Genomic DNA, 17,519 nt, shown 5'->3' with positions numbered 1-17,519 from the left:
TTAATTTAGTCAAGCGCTAACAGCCCTACTCTCCATCATGGTTTTCATAGGAAATGAACCTTTCCCTGACCACCCTCGAGTCCATCTGAGAATTTATATTCAGAGGGTATTCAGGGTTATAGAACTTGATCATCTTGTCGATATCGAACCCGGTAATCGGTATTGTAATATCTATTCCTGCAAACACCTCTCCTTTATTTCTTCCGGATTCAGGCGCATCACCTCTGAAACCCAGATAAACCTGTAGAGGCTTTATGGGCTGGACCTGCACCTTTATACTTCCCCCGGTTAGGCTGTCTTCGTGATTGCCGCTGTAATAGTATATCCCGGGCCATATCGTTATAAATGCATAGTTTGGTATCGGGATGCAGACATTGATATCAAATCCCGGCAATGCCTCCTCGCCGTCATTCAATCCCGATGTAGGAAAATAGGCATTGAAGTAGGCCGAACCGTATTTATGAAAGGCCTCGGCGCCTATGCCGAACCGCCTGTGGTTATGGTCATTGTTATAATCAAAATATCCGTTTAGGCCACCGATGATCTCGCCTGAGAACATCGGGAATCGCCCTCCCCCTCCCAGGCTTATGCCAAGCTTCTCATGCCTGAGCGTCAGCATCGGGTCTGCAAAGAAAACAACCGAGTTGTATGACCCGAATGAAATCATGGTATCCGCCATATATCCGGGGCTTGACTGATCCGACACCATGAGCGATCCTCCAGCCCATACAAATTCAGGCATTGCGGCAAAGGATTCCGCCGGACAGAAGATAAGGCACACTAAAATTATAAACATCAGCCTTCTCATTGTATACCTCCGTTCTGATAAAGCTTTTATCTTACCAGACTGCTTTAATTGCCTCGCAAACCGACTCCGGCCTTATTGTCGTCATGGGTTCGTTGTGCAGCATGCGCATATAATTTATCTGACTTGTGCCAAACGGCGGAATGCTGACCCTGGGACATATCCTTATATGCGGTGTAAATACTTCACTATCGGGCCTCAGGTAAACTGACATATTTAAGCTGTGCATATTGAGCGAATCGATATAAGCAAGCACCTTTATAATCCCTGCAAGCAGCTCTGCAAGTATGCTTCCCCTCAAATCAGGGGCGCTTGAACAATTTTTTATGACACCGATCACATCGAATATACCCAGGGGTGCAAAAGCCACCACCCATGATATATTTTCGCTTTCCGCAATAAACCTCCTGGCCTCTTTCTTTTCCTTTTCGATAAGGGCATGCCAGAACAGGTCCCCGTTATCACTCGAATATTCCGACAGACCGGGTTCCATCGAACTGTAATAATTTGTAGGCGTCGAAGAAGCCGTTATCTGCAGATGCGGATGGACGATGGAGCCGCCGGCCAGGGGCATATAGTTCCAGTTGATTGACTGATAGACCGCTGAAGGCTGCCTTGATGCGATCTCTTCGAGATAATCGATGCAGCAGTTTATCGAATCGGCAAGGATAACCTCATCAAAACCACTGACAGGCACATAATGAGTCTTTGTCATCACTGTGACGGCTGCATTCTCATCGTTAGGAAACGCATTCGGAAAGCATATTGCATCACCTCTGACAAATCTTTCACTGCTCACCATATCGGGATGGAACTTCGGAGTTACAAGTTCAACAAATTCCGGGCAGAAAGGGCAGACAGCTTTTGATTTTTCTATCAAATCAGCAAGGTCAGGCTTCTCTACCGGCCTGACCGGGAAATTAAGTATCCTTGTTGAATGGAGAGTAAGCGGATCATATCTTATCTCGGATGTTGCCTCCGCAGGAGCGTACCCTTTCATCGGATCAAGATACCGGGAAACTTTAGAAAGACAGATAAATTCCATATCAGGTTAATTACTATATGCCCCTTTACGGGTCAAGCCTATGAACTGCCCTTTCGGGCAATGAGATTCCAGGAAATATTTTCATAACCTTGTAAACAAGGCCCCGCCTGTGTATAATCCGTTCATAACATTTATCTCAAATACTAGGAAATTTTTAATGAACGACCCTCTCCTTGCACGGCAGACCATGGTGCGTGACCAGATAATGGCGCGGGGTATCAAGGATAAAAGAATATTGAAAGCATTCACCGATATTCCCAGGCATAAGTTCGTGGAAGACTATCTCAAATATAAAGCATACGACGATTATCCATTGAGCATAGGTCTCGGCCAGACCATTTCACAGCCCTATATGGTGGCTATCATGACAGAAGCCCTGATGCTCAAGCCTGAAAACAAGGTACTGGAAATAGGTACAGGCTCGGGTTATCAGGCAGCTATCCTGTCAAAGCTTGCAAATTTCGTGTATTCAATCGAACGCCTTGCCCCTCTTGCATCAAGGGCAAGAAAAACTCTTGATGAACTGGGTATATTCAACGTTCACATCATCATTGGCGACGGCTCAAAGGGCTATGCAAAAGAAGCCCCTTTCGACAGGATAATCGTGACTGCCGGCGCTCCCTGTACACCTGAAGCCCTCATTGAGCAGCTTGCGCCTGAAGGCATGCTTGTTATCCCGGTGGGAAATCAGTATCTACAGGACCTGAAACGCATAACCAAAAAGAAAAACGGGATAAAGACCGAAAGCCTTGGCGGATGCAGGTTCGTGAAGCTGATAGGCGAAAACGGCTGGAAGGAAGACTCTTAATACCTTCCGTCCCAGCAGCAGAAATTCTTCAGCAGCCTGAGCCCGGCGTCTCCGCTTTTTTCCGGGTGAAACTGGGTTGCAAATACATTTTTCCTGGCCATTATCGAAACGAAGTCAACCCCGTAGCATGTCTCGGCTATTGCATCGGATTTTTCAGCCGGATCGGGATAGTATGAGTGGACAAAATAGAACTGCGCGTCCCTGTCAACCCCTTCAAGCAGAGGATGGTCATTCCTGACTGATATATTGTTCCACCCCATATGCGGGATTTTCAAATCCATTTCAGGAAACCGCCTGACTTTACCGGCAATGATGCCCAGACAACCTGTTCCTCCGTCCTCTTCGCTCTCATCAAGAATTATCTGGGTGCCGAGGCATATACCCAGGAATGGATTGCCGTGTCCGACAACTTCGCACAGAACTCTGTCAAGACCGGTATTTCTAATCTGCTCCATGGCCTTTCCTGCAGCGCCCACACCGGGGAAGATCACCCTGTCGGCATTTAGTATCGCATGAGGATGGCCGGTAATGATGCAGTCTTCCCCGATATTCTTGAGAGCCCTTTCCACTGACCTCAGGTTTCCGGCTTTATAATCGACAATAGCTATCATGATTATATCTGGATGCTACAAATGTCCATGCAAGTCAACCTGGTAAAGCAGCCTAATGCCGGTTGACATTATAGATATTTCACGCATATATCTTTTCCAATACATTTAGGGAGGCCGCCTGACATGAGAAGGGCAAAAACAATCCTTTTGATGCTTTTCATCTGTGCTAGTATGAGTCTGGCGGCATGTTCGGACAATGTACATATAGGCGATGACGGTTCAGCGGATATCCCCATTCATCTTGAAATACCGGCAGGACACGTTCTGGCGAAAGTGGGTCTTTCAGGTTTTATCTTCGGAACTTTCATAATGGTAAACGCATATATACTGATTATAGCCAGTATCATAGTACTTGTCATCCGGGACAAGGCGGCAAATTCGATTGTCTCAACAATAAAGATGGCGGTTCAGATGATGAACCCTCAATCAGCCGAAGGCAGATTTTTTAGCATACTGGATATGATCTCTCAGAACGACCGCAGGGTTCAGATAGGGACGGTGGGACTCATCATCGGTGTCGTCCTGTCCTATTTAGGGGCCTGGATAGCAACATAGATAATTTAATCGCGGAGATTTATTTTATCATCTCGTACATCAATCACTTATAATCAAACCAATTTCTGCAGAAGACATGAAAGTTACTGATCCTTCATAAATTGATTCCGATTCCGATTGATTGCCTGAATGTATCCTGAGTGACCCGAATTCTTTTTGTATTGCCTGAAAATCGTGTTATTTGTAAGAAGAGCATTTTAGGCTGAACCCAAAAATAATAATGGAATTGAGGAAACCTATGGCATGGTCTTCTGAACTTGTGACTCTCATGTTTGCCACATTTGTAACCAATCTTGGATTCGGTATCATACAGCCCATATTGCCCATTTTTGCCGCTGATTTGAATGCGGCCGGTTTTATGCTCGGACTTATATTCTCTGGCTTGTCGATATCGAAACTTATATTCAACCCTTTGGTAGGACGGCTTTCCGATAAATGGGGCCGCAAGATCTTTATTGTTACCGGCCTTTTTGCCTATACAGGGGTGGCTTTGAGTTATACCCTGGTTTCCACACCCCATCAGCTCCTTATCGTCCGGTTGGCAGCAGGAATTGCTTTTTCCATGGTTATGCCTGTCGTTGCAGCATACATGGGAAGCATGTCACCAAAGGGAGAGGAAAGCTTCTACATGGCCAATCTTAACCTCTTTGTAGGTATAGGCATGGCCATTGGTCCGGTTATCGGAGGTGTCCTGGCAGATTTATACAATAAGGATATGGCGTTCATAGGTCAAGCCGTTCTCCTATTCGCGGCCTTTTTGATTACCCTTTTTCTGTTGCCGAAAGATGCCGAGCACAGATACACATCTCAACCTGTTAAGAGGCCTTTCAAAGCACTCTTCACCTCCAATCTGATGAAGGGCCTGGCCCTGGCTACAACAGTCAGCGCAATGGCTGTCAGCGGCCTTTTTGTTTTCATGCCACTTCTTTGCAAAAAACTGAATTTTTCCAATACCCAGGTTGGCATTCTCCTTGCCGTTGTAATGATACTTGCAGGATTCCTACAACTGCCTTTCGGAAAGCTTGCAGGCAGGCACGACAAGGTCCTTTTCATTTGTGCTGGAGGAATCATAGGTGCAATCAGTCTGGCATTATTGCCTGAATGCAAAACATTCTGGTCTTTTCTGACCATCGGCATGGTGGTGGCGGTTGGCACCGCCCTTTCGGCGCCAGCAGCATCAGGCCTTATAATTGAACAATGCAGGGAGACAGGTCTTGGAGCCTCGGTCGGAATGATATCTTCTTTCCAGGAGGCCGGGCTTATTGCAGGGCCTATCGTTTCCGGCCTCATCATGGACCAGTTCAACCTGTCGAGCGTATTTCGTCTCATGGCCGGCTTATATGCCGTTATCACAATACTCTTTTACTATTTTGCAAAAATCAGGAAGTGATCCTAAGCTCTCCAACGTATAAAGAAATAGCGTATTGTCTCTACAATTATCCAGAAAAGCCCTTCATAAATATATTTTGAAGGGAATGTAAGGATGTTTTTCCCGATGTCTTCAGGCCGTTCGTCTTTGTAGGCAAAACCTCTGAGTACAGTTATCGGGGTGCGTTCATCACTATTGCCCATCACTATGCCACCCATAGCGGCAATGGGAATTATGAAGTTTGAGCCTCCCCCGGTGCCTAGTCTTCCGAAAACATCCACCTGTCCCCAGTTTCTTTCCACAGGGTCCATCCCGCTGTACCCCAGGGGAACGTCCCAGTTGCCAAGAACTGCCCCGCCGCCAAGACTGTCGGTGATTATGACCGCAACCTTCTTTCCGGTCCGTTCGAAAATCTTTTCCCTGATATTATCGGCAGATTTACGCGGGTCTTTGGGGAGAAGGACGGCATAGCCTTCGGGAACATTTTGACAATCTATTCCTGCGTTGTCGGCAAGGTATCCATGCATCCTTACCATCCACCGTATGGAGTAGGAGAAGTTCATGATCCTGTTCGCATCCTCCTCCTTAAGCCCGGGTCTGGCAAGAGAAAGGAGGATATCCCTGTAGTACTTCTTTTTCATCAGCCTGAAGCCGGGGGTAACAAATACAGGCTTGCCTTCCTGATTTATGAGTTCGATAAGTCCTGGGTTTTTTCCATAGAATTCAGCTATTTTCCGGGATTTTTTTGAAGGAACAACCGAATCGAGCCTTACGCATCGGCCTTCCAGAATGCTTACTATTTTCGATGTAACAATAACGATATCACGGTCCTGCACCTCTATCTGATCCAGTAGAAGGTCCGCAACATCGACCTTTCCGGCATCTTCAGGTTTTACAGGTTCCTTCATAAGTACGGGGTAGAAGGTTATTCCTTTTTCAGGCATTTCACGTTTCCTCCTCTTTATCAGATATGAACCCGGGGCCGTATCTCCGGAGTGGGTCAACACTATAGAAGATATCTCGCCTCAAATTCTTCTATTTATACTACATACCAATTCAATCAGTGCTTTACAATGCATTTTTCTCTTAGTCTCTTTCGTATTGAATCATTTCATGACGTCCTATCGGGATAATATATATTCTATTTCTTTGAGTAGTAAAAAAATGTTCCGAGTCCAAGCAGATAAATGACGGCTGTTAAAAAGAAGACGGTATTGAGTCCGAAAGCATCCATTATAAGGCCGGAAATCAGCGGTCCGGCAATGAAGGCTGCAGCCTGAACTGAATCGAAAGAGCTCACCGCAAAGCCTAGCCCTATCTTCCTTGAACTTCTAACGATAAGTGCATTGGCTGCAGGCCCTGCAATAGCACCTCCTGAAGCCGATATAAGACCGACAGTCAAAAATCCCCAGAATCCCCGGGCAAGAGGCAGACATGCAAGTGCAAGAGCTGCTATTGCTCCTCCGAAGATGATAAATGTAACGTGTTTCCCCATTCTGTCACACAGCCGTCCAAAGGGTAGCTGCATAATTCCGGCATAACAGATAAGGATTGAAACAAGAATCCCTATCCGGGAAGTGCTGATATGCTGCTGTTTGACAAGAAGGGGCAGAAAAATGAGCATCCCTCCCACACTCAGCACATCGATGAAACGAAAGACCATCAAACCTCGAATCCTTGGAATTGCCAGAAGTTCTTTTAATGGATTACGGGACAGGATATTGTTCTTTTTACTTAAATCTTCATTCCGCTGAAGACCGAAGAGTGTTGTGGCAAATGCAACAGCAGTGGCTGTTGCCATAACATAGAAGGCCATATTTATGCCGAACCTGTCTGATACAATACCGCCCAGCAATGGACCCATGGCCATTCCCATCAAGGCCGATAAAGCAAAAAGTGACATATAATGGGCCTCGTTGTCCTGTCTGGCCATACCGCCGATGCAGGCACCAATAATGGGAACTACCATGGCATTGGATATACCCATAAAACAGCGAATGGCTATAAGGTCATACACATTCTGAGCCCAGGCAAAGGCCAGAGCCACAAGCGTGAAGAGTAAAAGACCCCACACAATGAAAGGCTTCTTTCCTTTTCGATCGGCCCATCGTCCGAAGAATGGACTCACGATTGTTTTAGTGACGGCGAAACTTGAGAAAACCAGACCTATCATGAATCCCCGGGCACCCATGTCCTTTGCATATACAGGAAGGATCGGGAGGATTATACTGATCCCCAGTGATGTAGCCATACTGGCAATGAATAATATTACAAATGCAGAACTCTGCATGTATACCCCTCCAATTTAATTGAACGGAATAACACGCAAATACTTTAGAAAAGAAAAGCGGACAGACTTATCAAAAAGAATTCCTGTCTGAATGTTAAGATGACGCGGTATTTGCTGATTTATTTTAGACACAATAAATACAGAGACAAAGGGGACAGCCTAAACCTAAAGAGATTCGAGGATGCTGTCGTTATCTGCCGGATATATGAATTCTTCCAGGTACGCATTTGCCCTGGCTATCTTATTGATATCCCTGATACTCAGCCTGTAATGCCCGGCGGCAGTAATCAGACCGTTCAAGGTCTTCCTCAGATCGATAAATCTCACAGAGTAACTGCCCCTGCCGGTCTTTCTTCCAAGTTTGTAGAATGGCCGCAGCTTGACACCGGATATCCATGTCTGAAACCCGCTGCCTGAATGGCCTTTTGATATCTCAATGCAAAAAACCGCCGAGAGCCACACCGCCGGAATCGGGGAAAGAGGATAAGAATACGGCGGATAGCTTAAAAACTCGCCCAGCGAATAGGCGATCAGTCCTGTCCTTTTCTTACCGTTTACCGGGTCCAAGCAGATATACTTTTCCAGCGGCTGAAGAATATGCGGATGGTGACCGATAATTATATCCACCCCTGCCTGTATTATTTCATGGGCATTATCGATGATGCTGGCTGTCGGATACACCTCCTGGTCATACCCCCAATGCAGCGAAGCAACAATGATATCGGCCCCTTTTGACCTTGCGATTCCTATATGTCTGCGGATGATAGAAATGTCTGCATTCTTTTCATTAAGCTGTACAATATTTACCAGATATTCCTTCCCTTCGGGCACCATGTCCTGGTTTATCGAATAAGTGTATGCAAGGAACGCCACTTTGATCCCGTTCCTTTCTATTATCGGGATGTCTTCCTGTTCTTCGTGTGTCCTGGCAGTGCCAACATGCCTGATACCCCTCTCATCGAGCAGCCCGAGGGTATTTGTCACGCCTGATTCCTCCATGTTAAGACAGTGATTGGTAGCCGTTGACAGTATGTCCGGCCTGCGTCCGTTACGCTGAAGAGCATCGAGCGTAAGAGACGAACCGTTGAATTTCGGGGCCTTGAACAATGACCTGTCCAACTTTATGGATTTAAGATCAAAGGGCTTCCTTGGCGGCTTTTCCGTATCGATCGGCATCTCGAGATTAGCGCAAACGATGTCACCGGAAAAATAGTATTCACCAATCTCATCCCAGAGGTGATTTCTGCTTTCCTTCTCGATTTCAACCCAGTCTATTATGTCCCCCCCGAAACTTAGTGTTGCCTTTGATGCCGTTTCGGTCCGGCAGTCTTTTAAGAAATCGAGGTCCTGAGCTTTGAAGAACTGCTCTATCCCTTTGTCCTTTTGCGCCCTGACTACAGGCCGCCATGCCTTCAGGATGGAATATAGATAGTCAGTGAAGGACCATTGCTTGATATCCGGCAGTTCCCGTGAATACTTGAGTTTATTGTCAAGAAGTTTTCCGCCTGCTAATGCTGCAACTATCAAAAGATATCTTAACATTGTGACCCCATACTACACAATAGCCTCAACAACAAGATCATGCAACCCGGTCGCGCAAAATAATTGGTATTCAGTCTTGAATCAGAAAAGTAAAGATGAAATAATGGTATGATGAGGATGATAATATGAAAACGGGCAGCAGATCAGTCCCCCTTAATTTTAATGATTTTCTTCACCTGGCTACCTCGGACGTGTGCCTTGCGAACATAAATGCCGTGACCTGGCGCTTCAAGGAACCCCATTCAGAGGAAGAAATCCGCCAGGCCCTGAGGTATATGCTTACAATCTATCCGAAACTCAGGTCTGTGGTTGAACCTACATTGTCTTCATACCGCTTCCGGATAATCGACGACAATGACCCGATCCTGGATTTTTTGTTTAAGGATTCTTTCCGTGTTTTCAAAAACATCGAGTTTGATTCACCTGAATACATCGAACTCAGACGCAACCTGTACAATGAACCGATATCCCTCGAACAGGCCTTGCCGCTTAAAATCTACTACCTCGACAACAGCCGGTACCCTGTTCTTCTGATGGGACTCCGGCATGTTACCGGTGATGCATCATCCTGGATACATATGGCAGGCTCACTCATGTCTTATCTGAACGGAAAGATCCCTGAACCGTATCAAATCGACGATCCGAGCCTGGATCCAGTCTTTTATGAGGACAGCCCGGGCAAAATATTTCGCCAGATTTTGCAGACGTTCCAGTCTTTGATTTACAGGAAGGCAAAACCTGAAAATATCAGGACAGTACCTGCAACAGAACATACAGTCGATTTCTACGGCCCTGTTGATATCTGCCACAAGACCCTGCCGAACGACCTTTCTGCCATCAGGTTAAAGTCAAAACAGTTGAACTGTACGATAAACACCCTGTTCCTGACTGCATTGTCGATCCTATTCAGCAGGGAAGATGTAAGTGTTCTCGGGGATACCATCCGCATCGGCCTGCCAATCGACCTGCGCCAGTATTATCCCGACCCGAAGCCTGTCTTCGGAAACTACCTGTCCGGTATGGAGATACAGGTTCCCAGAGTCATATGGAGTGAACCCAGAGAAATAATATCACACATTAACACCCAGATAAAAAACAGCCTGAGCATGCATAAGAACAAGCAGATGCTGCTGCCTTTCATCGTGTTCAAACTTACAACGATTGCAGGCCGCAAGCTATATGCCCACGGCATACGCACGGCAAAAAGAAAGGGGCTTATCAACAGGACATGCGGACTGTCAAATATCGGAAATCTGGATCATTTGAACTCGCACGGCCCGAAGGCCCAGCTGTTCGATGCGATCTCCTGCGGGGTATCCCACGGGCTTCTGTTCGTCGTCAACAGCATGGACGGCAGTATACACATGAAGGTCTCGTTCCAGCAGAGGGAATTTACCCGTGAAAAGGTTGATGACCTCATTTCAAAATTCGAGGGCATCCTCGATGAACTTCTTGAGTTATGAATGATCCAATCCATCTATGCGGAGGCATAGGGCAATTATGAAAAGCGAAACATTCAAGATGAACAGCATCGACTTTCTCTTTTTTTCACAGGAGGATATTGTCACATCTCAGGGACTGTTCAGCTCGATCCGTTTCAAGACAAGGCATAGCGCCTCCGAGATAAGAAAGGCCATGCGTTACATGCTGACTGTATATCCTCGACTCAGGTCTATTGCGGAACCTACCATGTTCTCATACCGCATGAGGGTGCTAGACGACAGCGACCCTAAAGTGGATATACTTTTCGACGAGGCATTCAAGGTCAGATACGGCTTGTCTTGCGACACCGCCGATTTTCTGAAATACAGAAGAGATCTTCTCAATGAGCCTTTTGCCCTCCAGCAGTCATTCCCGATCAAAATCCGCTATATCCCGGACGACCCCATGCCCATGCTTTTCATATCAGTTCATCACATGATATATGACGGTTCAGGCTGGCTTCATCTTCTCAATTCTCTCATGTCATACCTCAATGGAGTTATTCCGCCGATACAATCGGCTGAAGAACCAAGCATCATAAGAGGGTTCCTCGAGCGTCCGTTTTATAAGGTTCCTCAACAGATATTAAATTCCATCAAGGCAGATGAAAAAGGAAAGAAGGAAAAGAAGAAAATCATACATGCATCGGAAAGGCCGGTTAACTTCTACGGTCCAATGGATATACATATCCAGAACCTCTCGCACGACCTCAGCACTATACTGGCAGGCGCTAAAAGGCTTAACTGCAGCATGACCGTACTCGTTCTGTCTGCGCTGTCGATGGCCCTGAACAGGAAAGATGCGGGCGATCTGATTTGGATCGAGATGCCTATCGACCTCCGGCCTTACATGACATCTGACAGGCAGCCGGTGTTCGGAAACTACGTCATGGCCCCGGTAATCAAGGTGGATATGGGCCAGAACCCCGACCCGCTCATTATTGTGGAAACGATAAAGGATCAGATCAATAAATATTTGAAAACCATTGAAAACAAACAGATTCTTCCTCTGCTGCTGACGGTAAAGCTTTCAACATTCCTTGGGAAAAAGGTTTACGCCTGGACGGCCAGGGTATTAAAAGAACGGGGCATAATCAATAAGACCTGCCTTTTCTCCAACGTCGGGAATTTCGACAACCTCAACAGACACGGTGACAGATCCCAGGTCGTGGAAGCCGGATGCGGCACTTCATCGCATGCATTGCTGATTGTAATGAACAGCCTCAACAATGCAATCAATCTGTCCTTCTCATATCAGGAGGCGGAATTTACCAGAGAAGAAATCATCGGCATCATTGAAAGAACAGACAGATCAATTGCTGCATTACTCGGCATCAAAAAAGTCATATCCTGAGAGGTAACAGCCATGAATGCTGAAAATTCCATGAACCCGACGGGTTTAACAATCAAAAATTCCCGCATCATCAGGCTTAATTATGCAGACTTCATTTACCTGACGATGGAGGATGTCAACATCGCTCAGGGTGATCTCTTGATGCTGCGCTTCAGGGAAGCCCATCCCGAGCGTGAGATCCGCGATGCAGCAAGGCATCTGCTTACCATATATCCGCGTCTGAGGTCACTTCTGGAACCGACCCTCTTCTCATACCGGCTCAGGATCCTTGACGAAACCGACGAAAGGATCGAACTGTTCTTCAACAACGCATTCCGTGTAATTCCCAAAGTCGGCTACAACTCCAGTGAATTCCTCTCGGCGCGCCGCAATTTCTACAATGAGCCTTTTTCACTCTTCCAGACGCTCCCGGTTAAGATCCTGTATTTCCCTGATGACCCAACACCTGTGCTATTGTTCTCGATCCACCATGTGGTGGGAGACGGGTTTTCCTGTCTGCATATGATGGGTTCTTTGATGGCATACCTTAACGGCAAAAAAACTGACCCCGTACCGGTAGACGACACAAGCCTTCTGCCCGCCCTTGCGAACCATCCCTGGTACACGCTGCCGTCCCAGTTCATCAAGTCTGTCAAGTCCATGATTGAAGACAGCAGACAGACACCGAAGGGACATCTGATACAGGCTACCGACAGACCCGTAAACTTTTTCGGACCTGTCGATGTACATCAGCAGGCCTTGAAATATGACCTGTCCTTAATAAGGTCAAGTGCTAAAGAACTTGGCGTCAGCATCACCACTCTTATACTTGCTGCCCTAGCCGTTTCATTGACGCGCGGCAGGAATGTCCCTGGGGACATTGCAGTGATTATAGTCTCGGTAAACCTCAGGCCCTACTATCCGGAAAGGAAACCCGTTATCGGCAACTACATCACGGGGTTCATGATAAGGCTCCCTCGAAAGCTGTGGGATGACGATATGGCCATAATCCGCGACATACACTCACAGATGACGCACAAAATCGGGAGGATAGAAAAGAGGCAGACCCTCGCTTCCGGCCTTGCAGCAAAGATGTCTACGCTGCTCGGGAAAAAGAACTACGCAAGAATTATCCGTCTGGCAAAGCGGGCCGGGATACTTGCAAAAACAGGAGCACTGGCAAATCTAGGCAATATGGACAGCCTCAATTCATATGGACAGAAGGCACAGCTGTGTGAACTTCTCGCATCGTCACCATCTCACGGACTCTTTGTCACGATGAACACACTGGATGAAAAGGTATTTGTTTCCTATAACTTCCAGGAGGCTGAATTCACACGAGACGAGGTACAAGCCTGCATGGCAAGATTCGAGGAATGCCTGGGTGAAATCCTGGATAAAATCCAACCACCGAAATAATTAAACTTCAATGTATTATGATTTTAATGCATACAAAGCAAAGAAGAACCACGGCAGAAAGGAGAGCGGGATAAAATGAAGGAATCGGGCAGGTATAAACGCCTTATAGGCCCCAGCGAGCGTATGTGGCTGGCTTTCGAGAAACAGGACATGCCCATGTCGGTTGCCCTGGGAATTGACGGCCTCGGGGATATCCCGGATGCAAAGGTGATAGACTCATTGCGCATCCTGGCTGATACATATCCTATCTGCCGCTCCAAGCTCAAAGGATGCCTGTCTACTCTTAGATGGGAAGAAACAGACACCGCCATACCCTTTATCAGGATTGATCCGCATCAACTTCAAGGCCCTCTCGGTAACTGGCCGCAAATAATAGAGAAAAAGATCCTGCGCTATAAAATGAACCTGCGCCGGGAAACGCCTGTAGCTATTTATTCTCTCAATGACGGCAAAACTCACCGGTTATATCTCAAGATACATCATGCATCCATGGATGGATTATCCGTTTTTCTAATGGCAAATGAACTTTTCCGTATCCTCAGGGGTGAAGCTCCACTCGGCCCGACAGACGGGCCTGAATCTCGTGAAGACCTCTATGCCTTGACATTGCCTCAAGACTATTTCCAAAAGCCCGGCCCTCAGATTTCCGAGGTGGCTCCTGCTGAACCTGTTCGAAAAGAAGACTGTTCGGTGTTATTCCCGGGGCTCAATGTTGGAAGACATCTTATCGGCTCACCATCCAGCTACAATTGCATAGAATGGTATAGCCTTCTTATTCCCTGGGACCGGATAAGCCAGAAATCTCTCAACGGGAAGATTCTTTATGCCATACTGGAAGCGTTTTACGAATTGAATCCCGGTCTTCGCGGCAAGAAAATTCTATCAAGTATAGCGGTAGACCTGCGTGCGCTTCTCATGCCAGGACTCAGGAAGGCTGCCAATCTGACCGGGCTGATAATGATTGAACCCAGTAAATATGAAAATCTGCCACTGCCGGAAAAGATACGGGCGATCCAGAAAGATATAAGGGAAAGCATTTCAAAAGGCCTGGCCTACAGAAAGCACCCTGCTTATATCAACCATATCCCAGTATGGCTGATCGGCCTGGGTATCCACATTATGAAAAAAGTTGTCTTCAAGCGAAAGATATTCCCATTCTTCTACCCGTTTACCAATGTAGGATCCTTTAAAATGGCAGACCTTTCAACTCCAACCTATCAGGCTACAAGGGCGTGGCCGTTCGGCATCATCCAGATCGGATACCCTCTCTTTCCCCTTATTATCTCTCACGATTCCGGCGTTGATATCACCCTCATGACCGACACCGATAACCGTCCCGGATTCGAGAAATTCATTGATACCCTTCAAAAGAAAATCGATTGGGCTGAAGATGCCATGAAGTCTGCGGTAAAGGATTCGCAATCAGGATAAATAAGCTTAAAAACAACAGCCTCACAAACGTGAGGCCGTCAGCCAGTTAATCCTCTTCGAGATATGCCGGCAGATCCTTTATGGACCTGAGCGTGATTGGTGCACCGAACTTGCGTCTGATAGGTTTCCCTGTTTCCGCCAAGCGCAGAATGAGATCGGCACCCGTACGGGGGGCGTCGCAACTCTGGTATGAATGCATAACACCTTCTGCAGCTCTTTGATATTTGGGATTTTTTAAAAGCTCAATCACTGCCTTCTTTATTCTGCGAGGCGTTGCCTTGTGAAGGTCAAGTCGGATACCGAAGCCATTGTAGGCAGACTTCTGGGCCATTTCCATCCTGTCGCGTCCGAGCGGTACGGAAAGCATGGGGATTCCCTGCATAAGAGCCTCGTTCACGGTACTGATTCCCGCATGAGTGATAAGTACACTTGTCTTCTCAAGGAGCTTGATCTGGGGAGAATATTGAACCACGATGGCATTTTTTGGAATTTCACCCAGTTCCTCTATGGACTGTCCGGCTCCGATCGCCATTACAACCTGAACAGGGATCGGAAAATTGTCATCGGAAAGGGCTTTAAGAACATTTTTATAGAACTGCTTGTACCAGTTGAAGAAAAGAGTGCCTGTCGCACAGTAAATCAAGGGACGTGACGGATCCAGGCGTTCCCATGGAAATTCAGGCAGATCACTCTCATTGGGCACAAGCATTGAGGGACCGACATAAAAGACCTGGGGAATAAACATCTTTCGCGGATACTCAACCTTGTCGGTTGAAAACAGCATAAACAGATAGGGAGAAACGCCACGGATGACGTTTTCAATGCTCCATGACGGATTGAAGGACTTAAGTGCCTTTTTGTTGTTGAAATAAGACCATAACATGTACGGTACGGTTCTAAGGAGATACGGGACAAGCCGCACCCGGTTGAGCAAGACATGGTTGATGTCCCAGCCTGTTCCGATTGGAGGGATATCCTTTTCGAAGTAGAAAATTGCCGTTCCGCTTCCCTGAGCATAGGGCACCTTTAGATTATCAGAGACCATCATGGCCAGCAGGTCCATTGAATCAATATATACAGCGTCAGGTTTGAAGGTTTCAAAGGCAGTCATAAGTTCCCTCAGGCAGGTCTCGATTGTCTGGGGTGTGAAGACCCTGGGAACCTTCTGCATATAATCATGGATTCCTTTTGCTTCTATGAGTTTTTCCATACCTGCGTTATAGACATCGCGGGGAAAGAATTCAGTTATTCCGTTTCTCGACAGGAGACCCTTGATGTTGCTGCCGCTGGCCCAGCCGATTGTATGCCCATCCGCCAGAAGGTGTTTTGCGATGGGCAATGCCACCGCGACATGTCCATAGAAACCAGGAGTTGCAAACAATATTCTGTACTTTTTATCCATACCAACCTCTCGATGCATTTTAAAATTGCATATCTTCTGGAATCTCCAACCGTCTGATATACAAATATTTTTTACCATATCCCCGTACATATGACCATAAAGAAATGATTCTCCTGGATTTGGTTCCCGAAAAATAAATCCTTTTTTGCACACTGACCTTAAATTTCCTTCAAGTCATGATTCTATTCTTCCCGGCGTAAGTATTGCTAAATTTTAACCTTTCTGATATTCAAATTTGATACAGGAGAAGAATGTGAAAAGATTTACTACTGTAATTGTCGGTGCTGGATTTGCCGGAATCGTGGCTGCCAATCGTCTGTCAGAGCAGGGGGGAGAAATCCTGCTGATTGAGCAGAGGCAACACATAGGAGGAAACTCATATGACTGCTATGATGACCACGACATCCTGATACACCTCTATGGCCCCCACATTCTTCATACAAAAAGTGCACGTGTATGGAACTATCTTTCCCAGTATACAGACTGGCGACAGTATGATCATCATGTCCAGGCCCATATCGATGGAATAGACGCGCCACTCCCCTTCAATCTGAACACGATTGAAGCTCTGCTTCCGTCAAACCTGGCATCCCGTCTTGTTGAAAAGTTGATCGATACATATGGATACGGGGCTCGAGTGCCAATCCTGAAGATGAGGGAACATAATGACAATGACATCAAGTTCCTTGCAGAATTCGTCTACGAAAAAGTATTCCTGCATTACACCGTCAAGCAGTGGGGGATAAAACCTGATGAGATTGATCCTTCCGTAACGGCACGGGTTCCAGTACTGGTTAGCAGGGATGACCGTTATTTCCAGGATACATATCAGGGAATACCCAAGCATGGATATACACGCATGTTCGAACGTATGATTGACCGCCGGAATATCCATTTGCTTCTGAATACAGACTACAAGGAAATCATAAAGGGCATCAAGTATGATCGACTTATTTATACAGGACCCCTTGATTATTACTTTGATTACAAGCACGGCAAGCTCCCATACCGTTCACTGCGTTTCGATTTCGAAACCCTGGACATGGAACGCTTCCAATCGGTTGCAGTTGTGAACTACCCGAATGATCATGCCTATACACGCATAACAGAATTCAAACATTTTTCCGGTCAGGAACACAAGAAAACGACCATTCTCCGTGAATTCCCCGAAGACTATGAACCCGGAAGGAATGTACCGAGTTACGCGGTATATAATCCTTCCAGTCTGGCAACATTAGATAAATACAAGAAGGAAATGGAGGCACTTACAAACATATTATTTCTCGGAAGATTAGCCGAATACCGCTATTATAATATGGACGAAGTTGTCGATAAGGCCTTGGATGTTTGTGACAAGTTGATTTAGGATCACATCATATCATTGATAATGTAACATAATCTGGTAAACTGTTATTGTATTCACTGGAA

15 protein-coding genes are annotated in these 17,519 nt (G+C 46.4%); 8 read left to right on the top strand and 7 right to left on the bottom strand.

What is annotated here, in order from left to right; all coding sequences use genetic code 11:
* Nucleotides 1–25 precede the first annotated feature (25 nt).
* Entirely contained in the window at nucleotides 26–808 is a 783-nt protein-coding gene (locus VIS94_16775; protein HEY9162734.1) for an inverse autotransporter beta domain-containing protein, read from the bottom strand.
* 31 nt (nucleotides 809–839) lie between these two features.
* Nucleotides 840–1,805 (bottom strand): hypothetical protein, encoded by a 966-nt coding sequence (locus tag VIS94_16770; protein ID HEY9162733.1) that lies wholly within the window; start codon nucleotides 1,803–1,805, stop codon nucleotides 840–842.
* A gap of 202 nt (nucleotides 1,806–2,007) precedes the next feature.
* Between VIS94_16770 and VIS94_16765 the strand changes: the two genes are divergently transcribed.
* Entirely contained in the window at nucleotides 2,008–2,658 is a 651-nt protein-coding gene (locus tag VIS94_16765) for a protein-L-isoaspartate(D-aspartate) O-methyltransferase (protein HEY9162732.1), read from the top strand.
* Here the strand turns inward: VIS94_16765 and hisH are convergent.
* On the bottom strand, nucleotides 2,655–3,269 hold the full coding sequence (gene hisH / locus VIS94_16760; GenBank protein ID HEY9162731.1) for an imidazole glycerol phosphate synthase subunit HisH: 615 nt from the start codon (nucleotides 3,267–3,269) through the stop codon (nucleotides 2,655–2,657). The two genes, VIS94_16765 and hisH, sit on opposite strands and share 4 nt — an antisense overlap.
* Before the next feature lie 123 nt (nucleotides 3,270–3,392).
* Here hisH and VIS94_16755 point away from each other — a divergent pair, with 123 nt between their 5' ends.
* Both VIS94_16755 and VIS94_16750 read left to right on the top strand, forming a co-directional pair.
* On the top strand, nucleotides 3,393–3,824 hold the full coding sequence (locus VIS94_16755) for a hypothetical protein (protein ID HEY9162730.1): 432 nt from the start codon (nucleotides 3,393–3,395) through the stop codon (nucleotides 3,822–3,824).
* A 238-nt stretch (nucleotides 3,825–4,062) separates the two neighbouring features.
* Complete coding sequence (locus VIS94_16750) at nucleotides 4,063–5,214, top strand: MFS transporter (GenBank protein HEY9162729.1); 1,152 nt, start codon at nucleotides 4,063–4,065, stop codon at nucleotides 5,212–5,214.
* 2 nt (nucleotides 5,215–5,216) lie between these two features.
* Here the strand turns inward: VIS94_16750 and VIS94_16745 are convergent, their stop codons facing one another.
* From VIS94_16745 to VIS94_16735, 3 genes are all read right to left on the bottom strand, one after another.
* Complete coding sequence (locus tag VIS94_16745; GenBank protein HEY9162728.1) at nucleotides 5,217–6,137, bottom strand: coenzyme F420-0:L-glutamate ligase; 921 nt, start codon at nucleotides 6,135–6,137, stop codon at nucleotides 5,217–5,219.
* A 197-nt stretch (nucleotides 6,138–6,334) separates the two neighbouring features.
* Nucleotides 6,335–7,483: an MFS transporter gene (locus VIS94_16740; GenBank protein HEY9162727.1), complete on the bottom strand. Its 1,149-nt coding sequence runs from the start codon at nucleotides 7,481–7,483 to the stop codon at nucleotides 6,335–6,337.
* A 165-nt stretch (nucleotides 7,484–7,648) separates the two neighbouring features.
* Nucleotides 7,649–9,025 carry a CapA family protein gene (locus VIS94_16735; GenBank protein HEY9162726.1) on the bottom strand — a complete coding sequence of 459 codons (1,377 nt, stop codon included), beginning with the start codon at nucleotides 9,023–9,025 and terminating at the stop codon, nucleotides 7,649–7,651.
* Between the two features lie 125 nt (nucleotides 9,026–9,150).
* Here VIS94_16735 and VIS94_16730 point away from each other — a divergent pair, with 125 nt between their 5' ends.
* The 4 genes from VIS94_16730 to VIS94_16715 all read left to right on the top strand — a co-directional run bounded on the left by VIS94_16730 (nucleotide 9,151) and on the right by VIS94_16715 (nucleotide 14,689).
* Nucleotides 9,151–10,488, top strand: a complete 1,338-nt coding sequence (locus VIS94_16730) for a hypothetical protein (GenBank protein HEY9162725.1) — start codon at nucleotides 9,151–9,153, stop codon at nucleotides 10,486–10,488.
* A 37-nt stretch (nucleotides 10,489–10,525) separates the two neighbouring features.
* Nucleotides 10,526–11,860 (top strand): hypothetical protein, encoded by a 1,335-nt coding sequence (locus VIS94_16725; protein ID HEY9162724.1) that lies wholly within the window; start codon nucleotides 10,526–10,528, stop codon nucleotides 11,858–11,860.
* Nucleotides 11,861–11,872: 12 nt separating this feature from the next.
* Entirely contained in the window at nucleotides 11,873–13,258 is a 1,386-nt protein-coding gene (locus VIS94_16720) for a hypothetical protein (protein ID HEY9162723.1), read from the top strand.
* 75 nt (nucleotides 13,259–13,333) lie between these two features.
* A complete protein-coding gene (locus VIS94_16715) occupies nucleotides 13,334–14,689 on the top strand; it encodes a hypothetical protein (GenBank protein HEY9162722.1) in 1,356 nt (451 codons plus the stop codon).
* Nucleotides 14,690–14,735: 46 nt separating this feature from the next.
* On the opposite strand, the gene VIS94_16710 is transcribed toward VIS94_16715, so the two are convergent.
* Nucleotides 14,736–16,091, bottom strand: coding sequence for a glycosyltransferase (locus VIS94_16710; protein ID HEY9162721.1), 1,356 nt, complete (start codon nucleotides 16,089–16,091; stop codon nucleotides 14,736–14,738).
* A 253-nt stretch (nucleotides 16,092–16,344) separates the two neighbouring features.
* Between VIS94_16710 and glf the strand changes: the two genes are divergently transcribed.
* Nucleotides 16,345–17,457, top strand: a complete 1,113-nt coding sequence (gene glf, locus VIS94_16705; protein ID HEY9162720.1) for a UDP-galactopyranose mutase — start codon at nucleotides 16,345–16,347, stop codon at nucleotides 17,455–17,457.
* The last annotated feature ends 62 nt before the right edge of the window (nucleotides 17,458–17,519 follow it).

Source organism: Desulfomonilia bacterium, assembly GCA_036567785.1.
Classification (GTDB): domain Bacteria; phylum Desulfobacterota; class Desulfomonilia; order UBA1062; family UBA1062; genus DATCTV01.
Note: the sequence above shows the minus strand (reverse complement) of the source record. Positions and strands in the feature narration are given on the sequence as shown.

Bases quoted from the DNA above. Each gene is read 5' to 3' on its own strand.
- VIS94_16775 (HEY9162734.1), bottom strand. From the start codon at position 808: ATGAGAAGGCTGATGTTTATAATTTTAGTGTGCCTTATCTTCTGTCCG.
- VIS94_16770 (HEY9162733.1), bottom strand. From the start codon at position 1,805: ATGAAAGGGTACGCTCCTGCGGAGGCAACATCCGAGATAAGATATGAT.
- VIS94_16765 (HEY9162732.1), top strand. From the start codon at position 2,008: ATGAACGACCCTCTCCTTGCACGGCAGACCATGGTGCGTGACCAGATA.
- hisH (HEY9162731.1), bottom strand. From the start codon at position 3,269: ATGATAGCTATTGTCGATTATAAAGCCGGAAACCTGAGGTCAGTGGAA.
- VIS94_16755 (HEY9162730.1), top strand. From the start codon at position 3,393: ATGAGAAGGGCAAAAACAATCCTTTTGATGCTTTTCATCTGTGCTAGT.
- VIS94_16750 (HEY9162729.1), top strand. From the start codon at position 4,063: ATGGCATGGTCTTCTGAACTTGTGACTCTCATGTTTGCCACATTTGTA.
- VIS94_16745 (HEY9162728.1), bottom strand. From the start codon at position 6,137: ATGCCTGAAAAAGGAATAACCTTCTACCCCGTACTTATGAAGGAACCT.
- VIS94_16740 (HEY9162727.1), bottom strand. From the start codon at position 7,483: ATGCAGAGTTCTGCATTTGTAATATTATTCATTGCCAGTATGGCTACA.
- VIS94_16735 (HEY9162726.1), bottom strand. From the start codon at position 9,025: ATGTTAAGATATCTTTTGATAGTTGCAGCATTAGCAGGCGGAAAACTT.
- VIS94_16730 (HEY9162725.1), top strand. From the start codon at position 9,151: ATGAAAACGGGCAGCAGATCAGTCCCCCTTAATTTTAATGATTTTCTT.
- VIS94_16725 (HEY9162724.1), top strand. From the start codon at position 10,526: ATGAAAAGCGAAACATTCAAGATGAACAGCATCGACTTTCTCTTTTTT.
- VIS94_16720 (HEY9162723.1), top strand. From the start codon at position 11,873: ATGAATGCTGAAAATTCCATGAACCCGACGGGTTTAACAATCAAAAAT.
- VIS94_16715 (HEY9162722.1), top strand. From the start codon at position 13,334: ATGAAGGAATCGGGCAGGTATAAACGCCTTATAGGCCCCAGCGAGCGT.
- VIS94_16710 (HEY9162721.1), bottom strand. From the start codon at position 16,091: ATGGATAAAAAGTACAGAATATTGTTTGCAACTCCTGGTTTCTATGGA.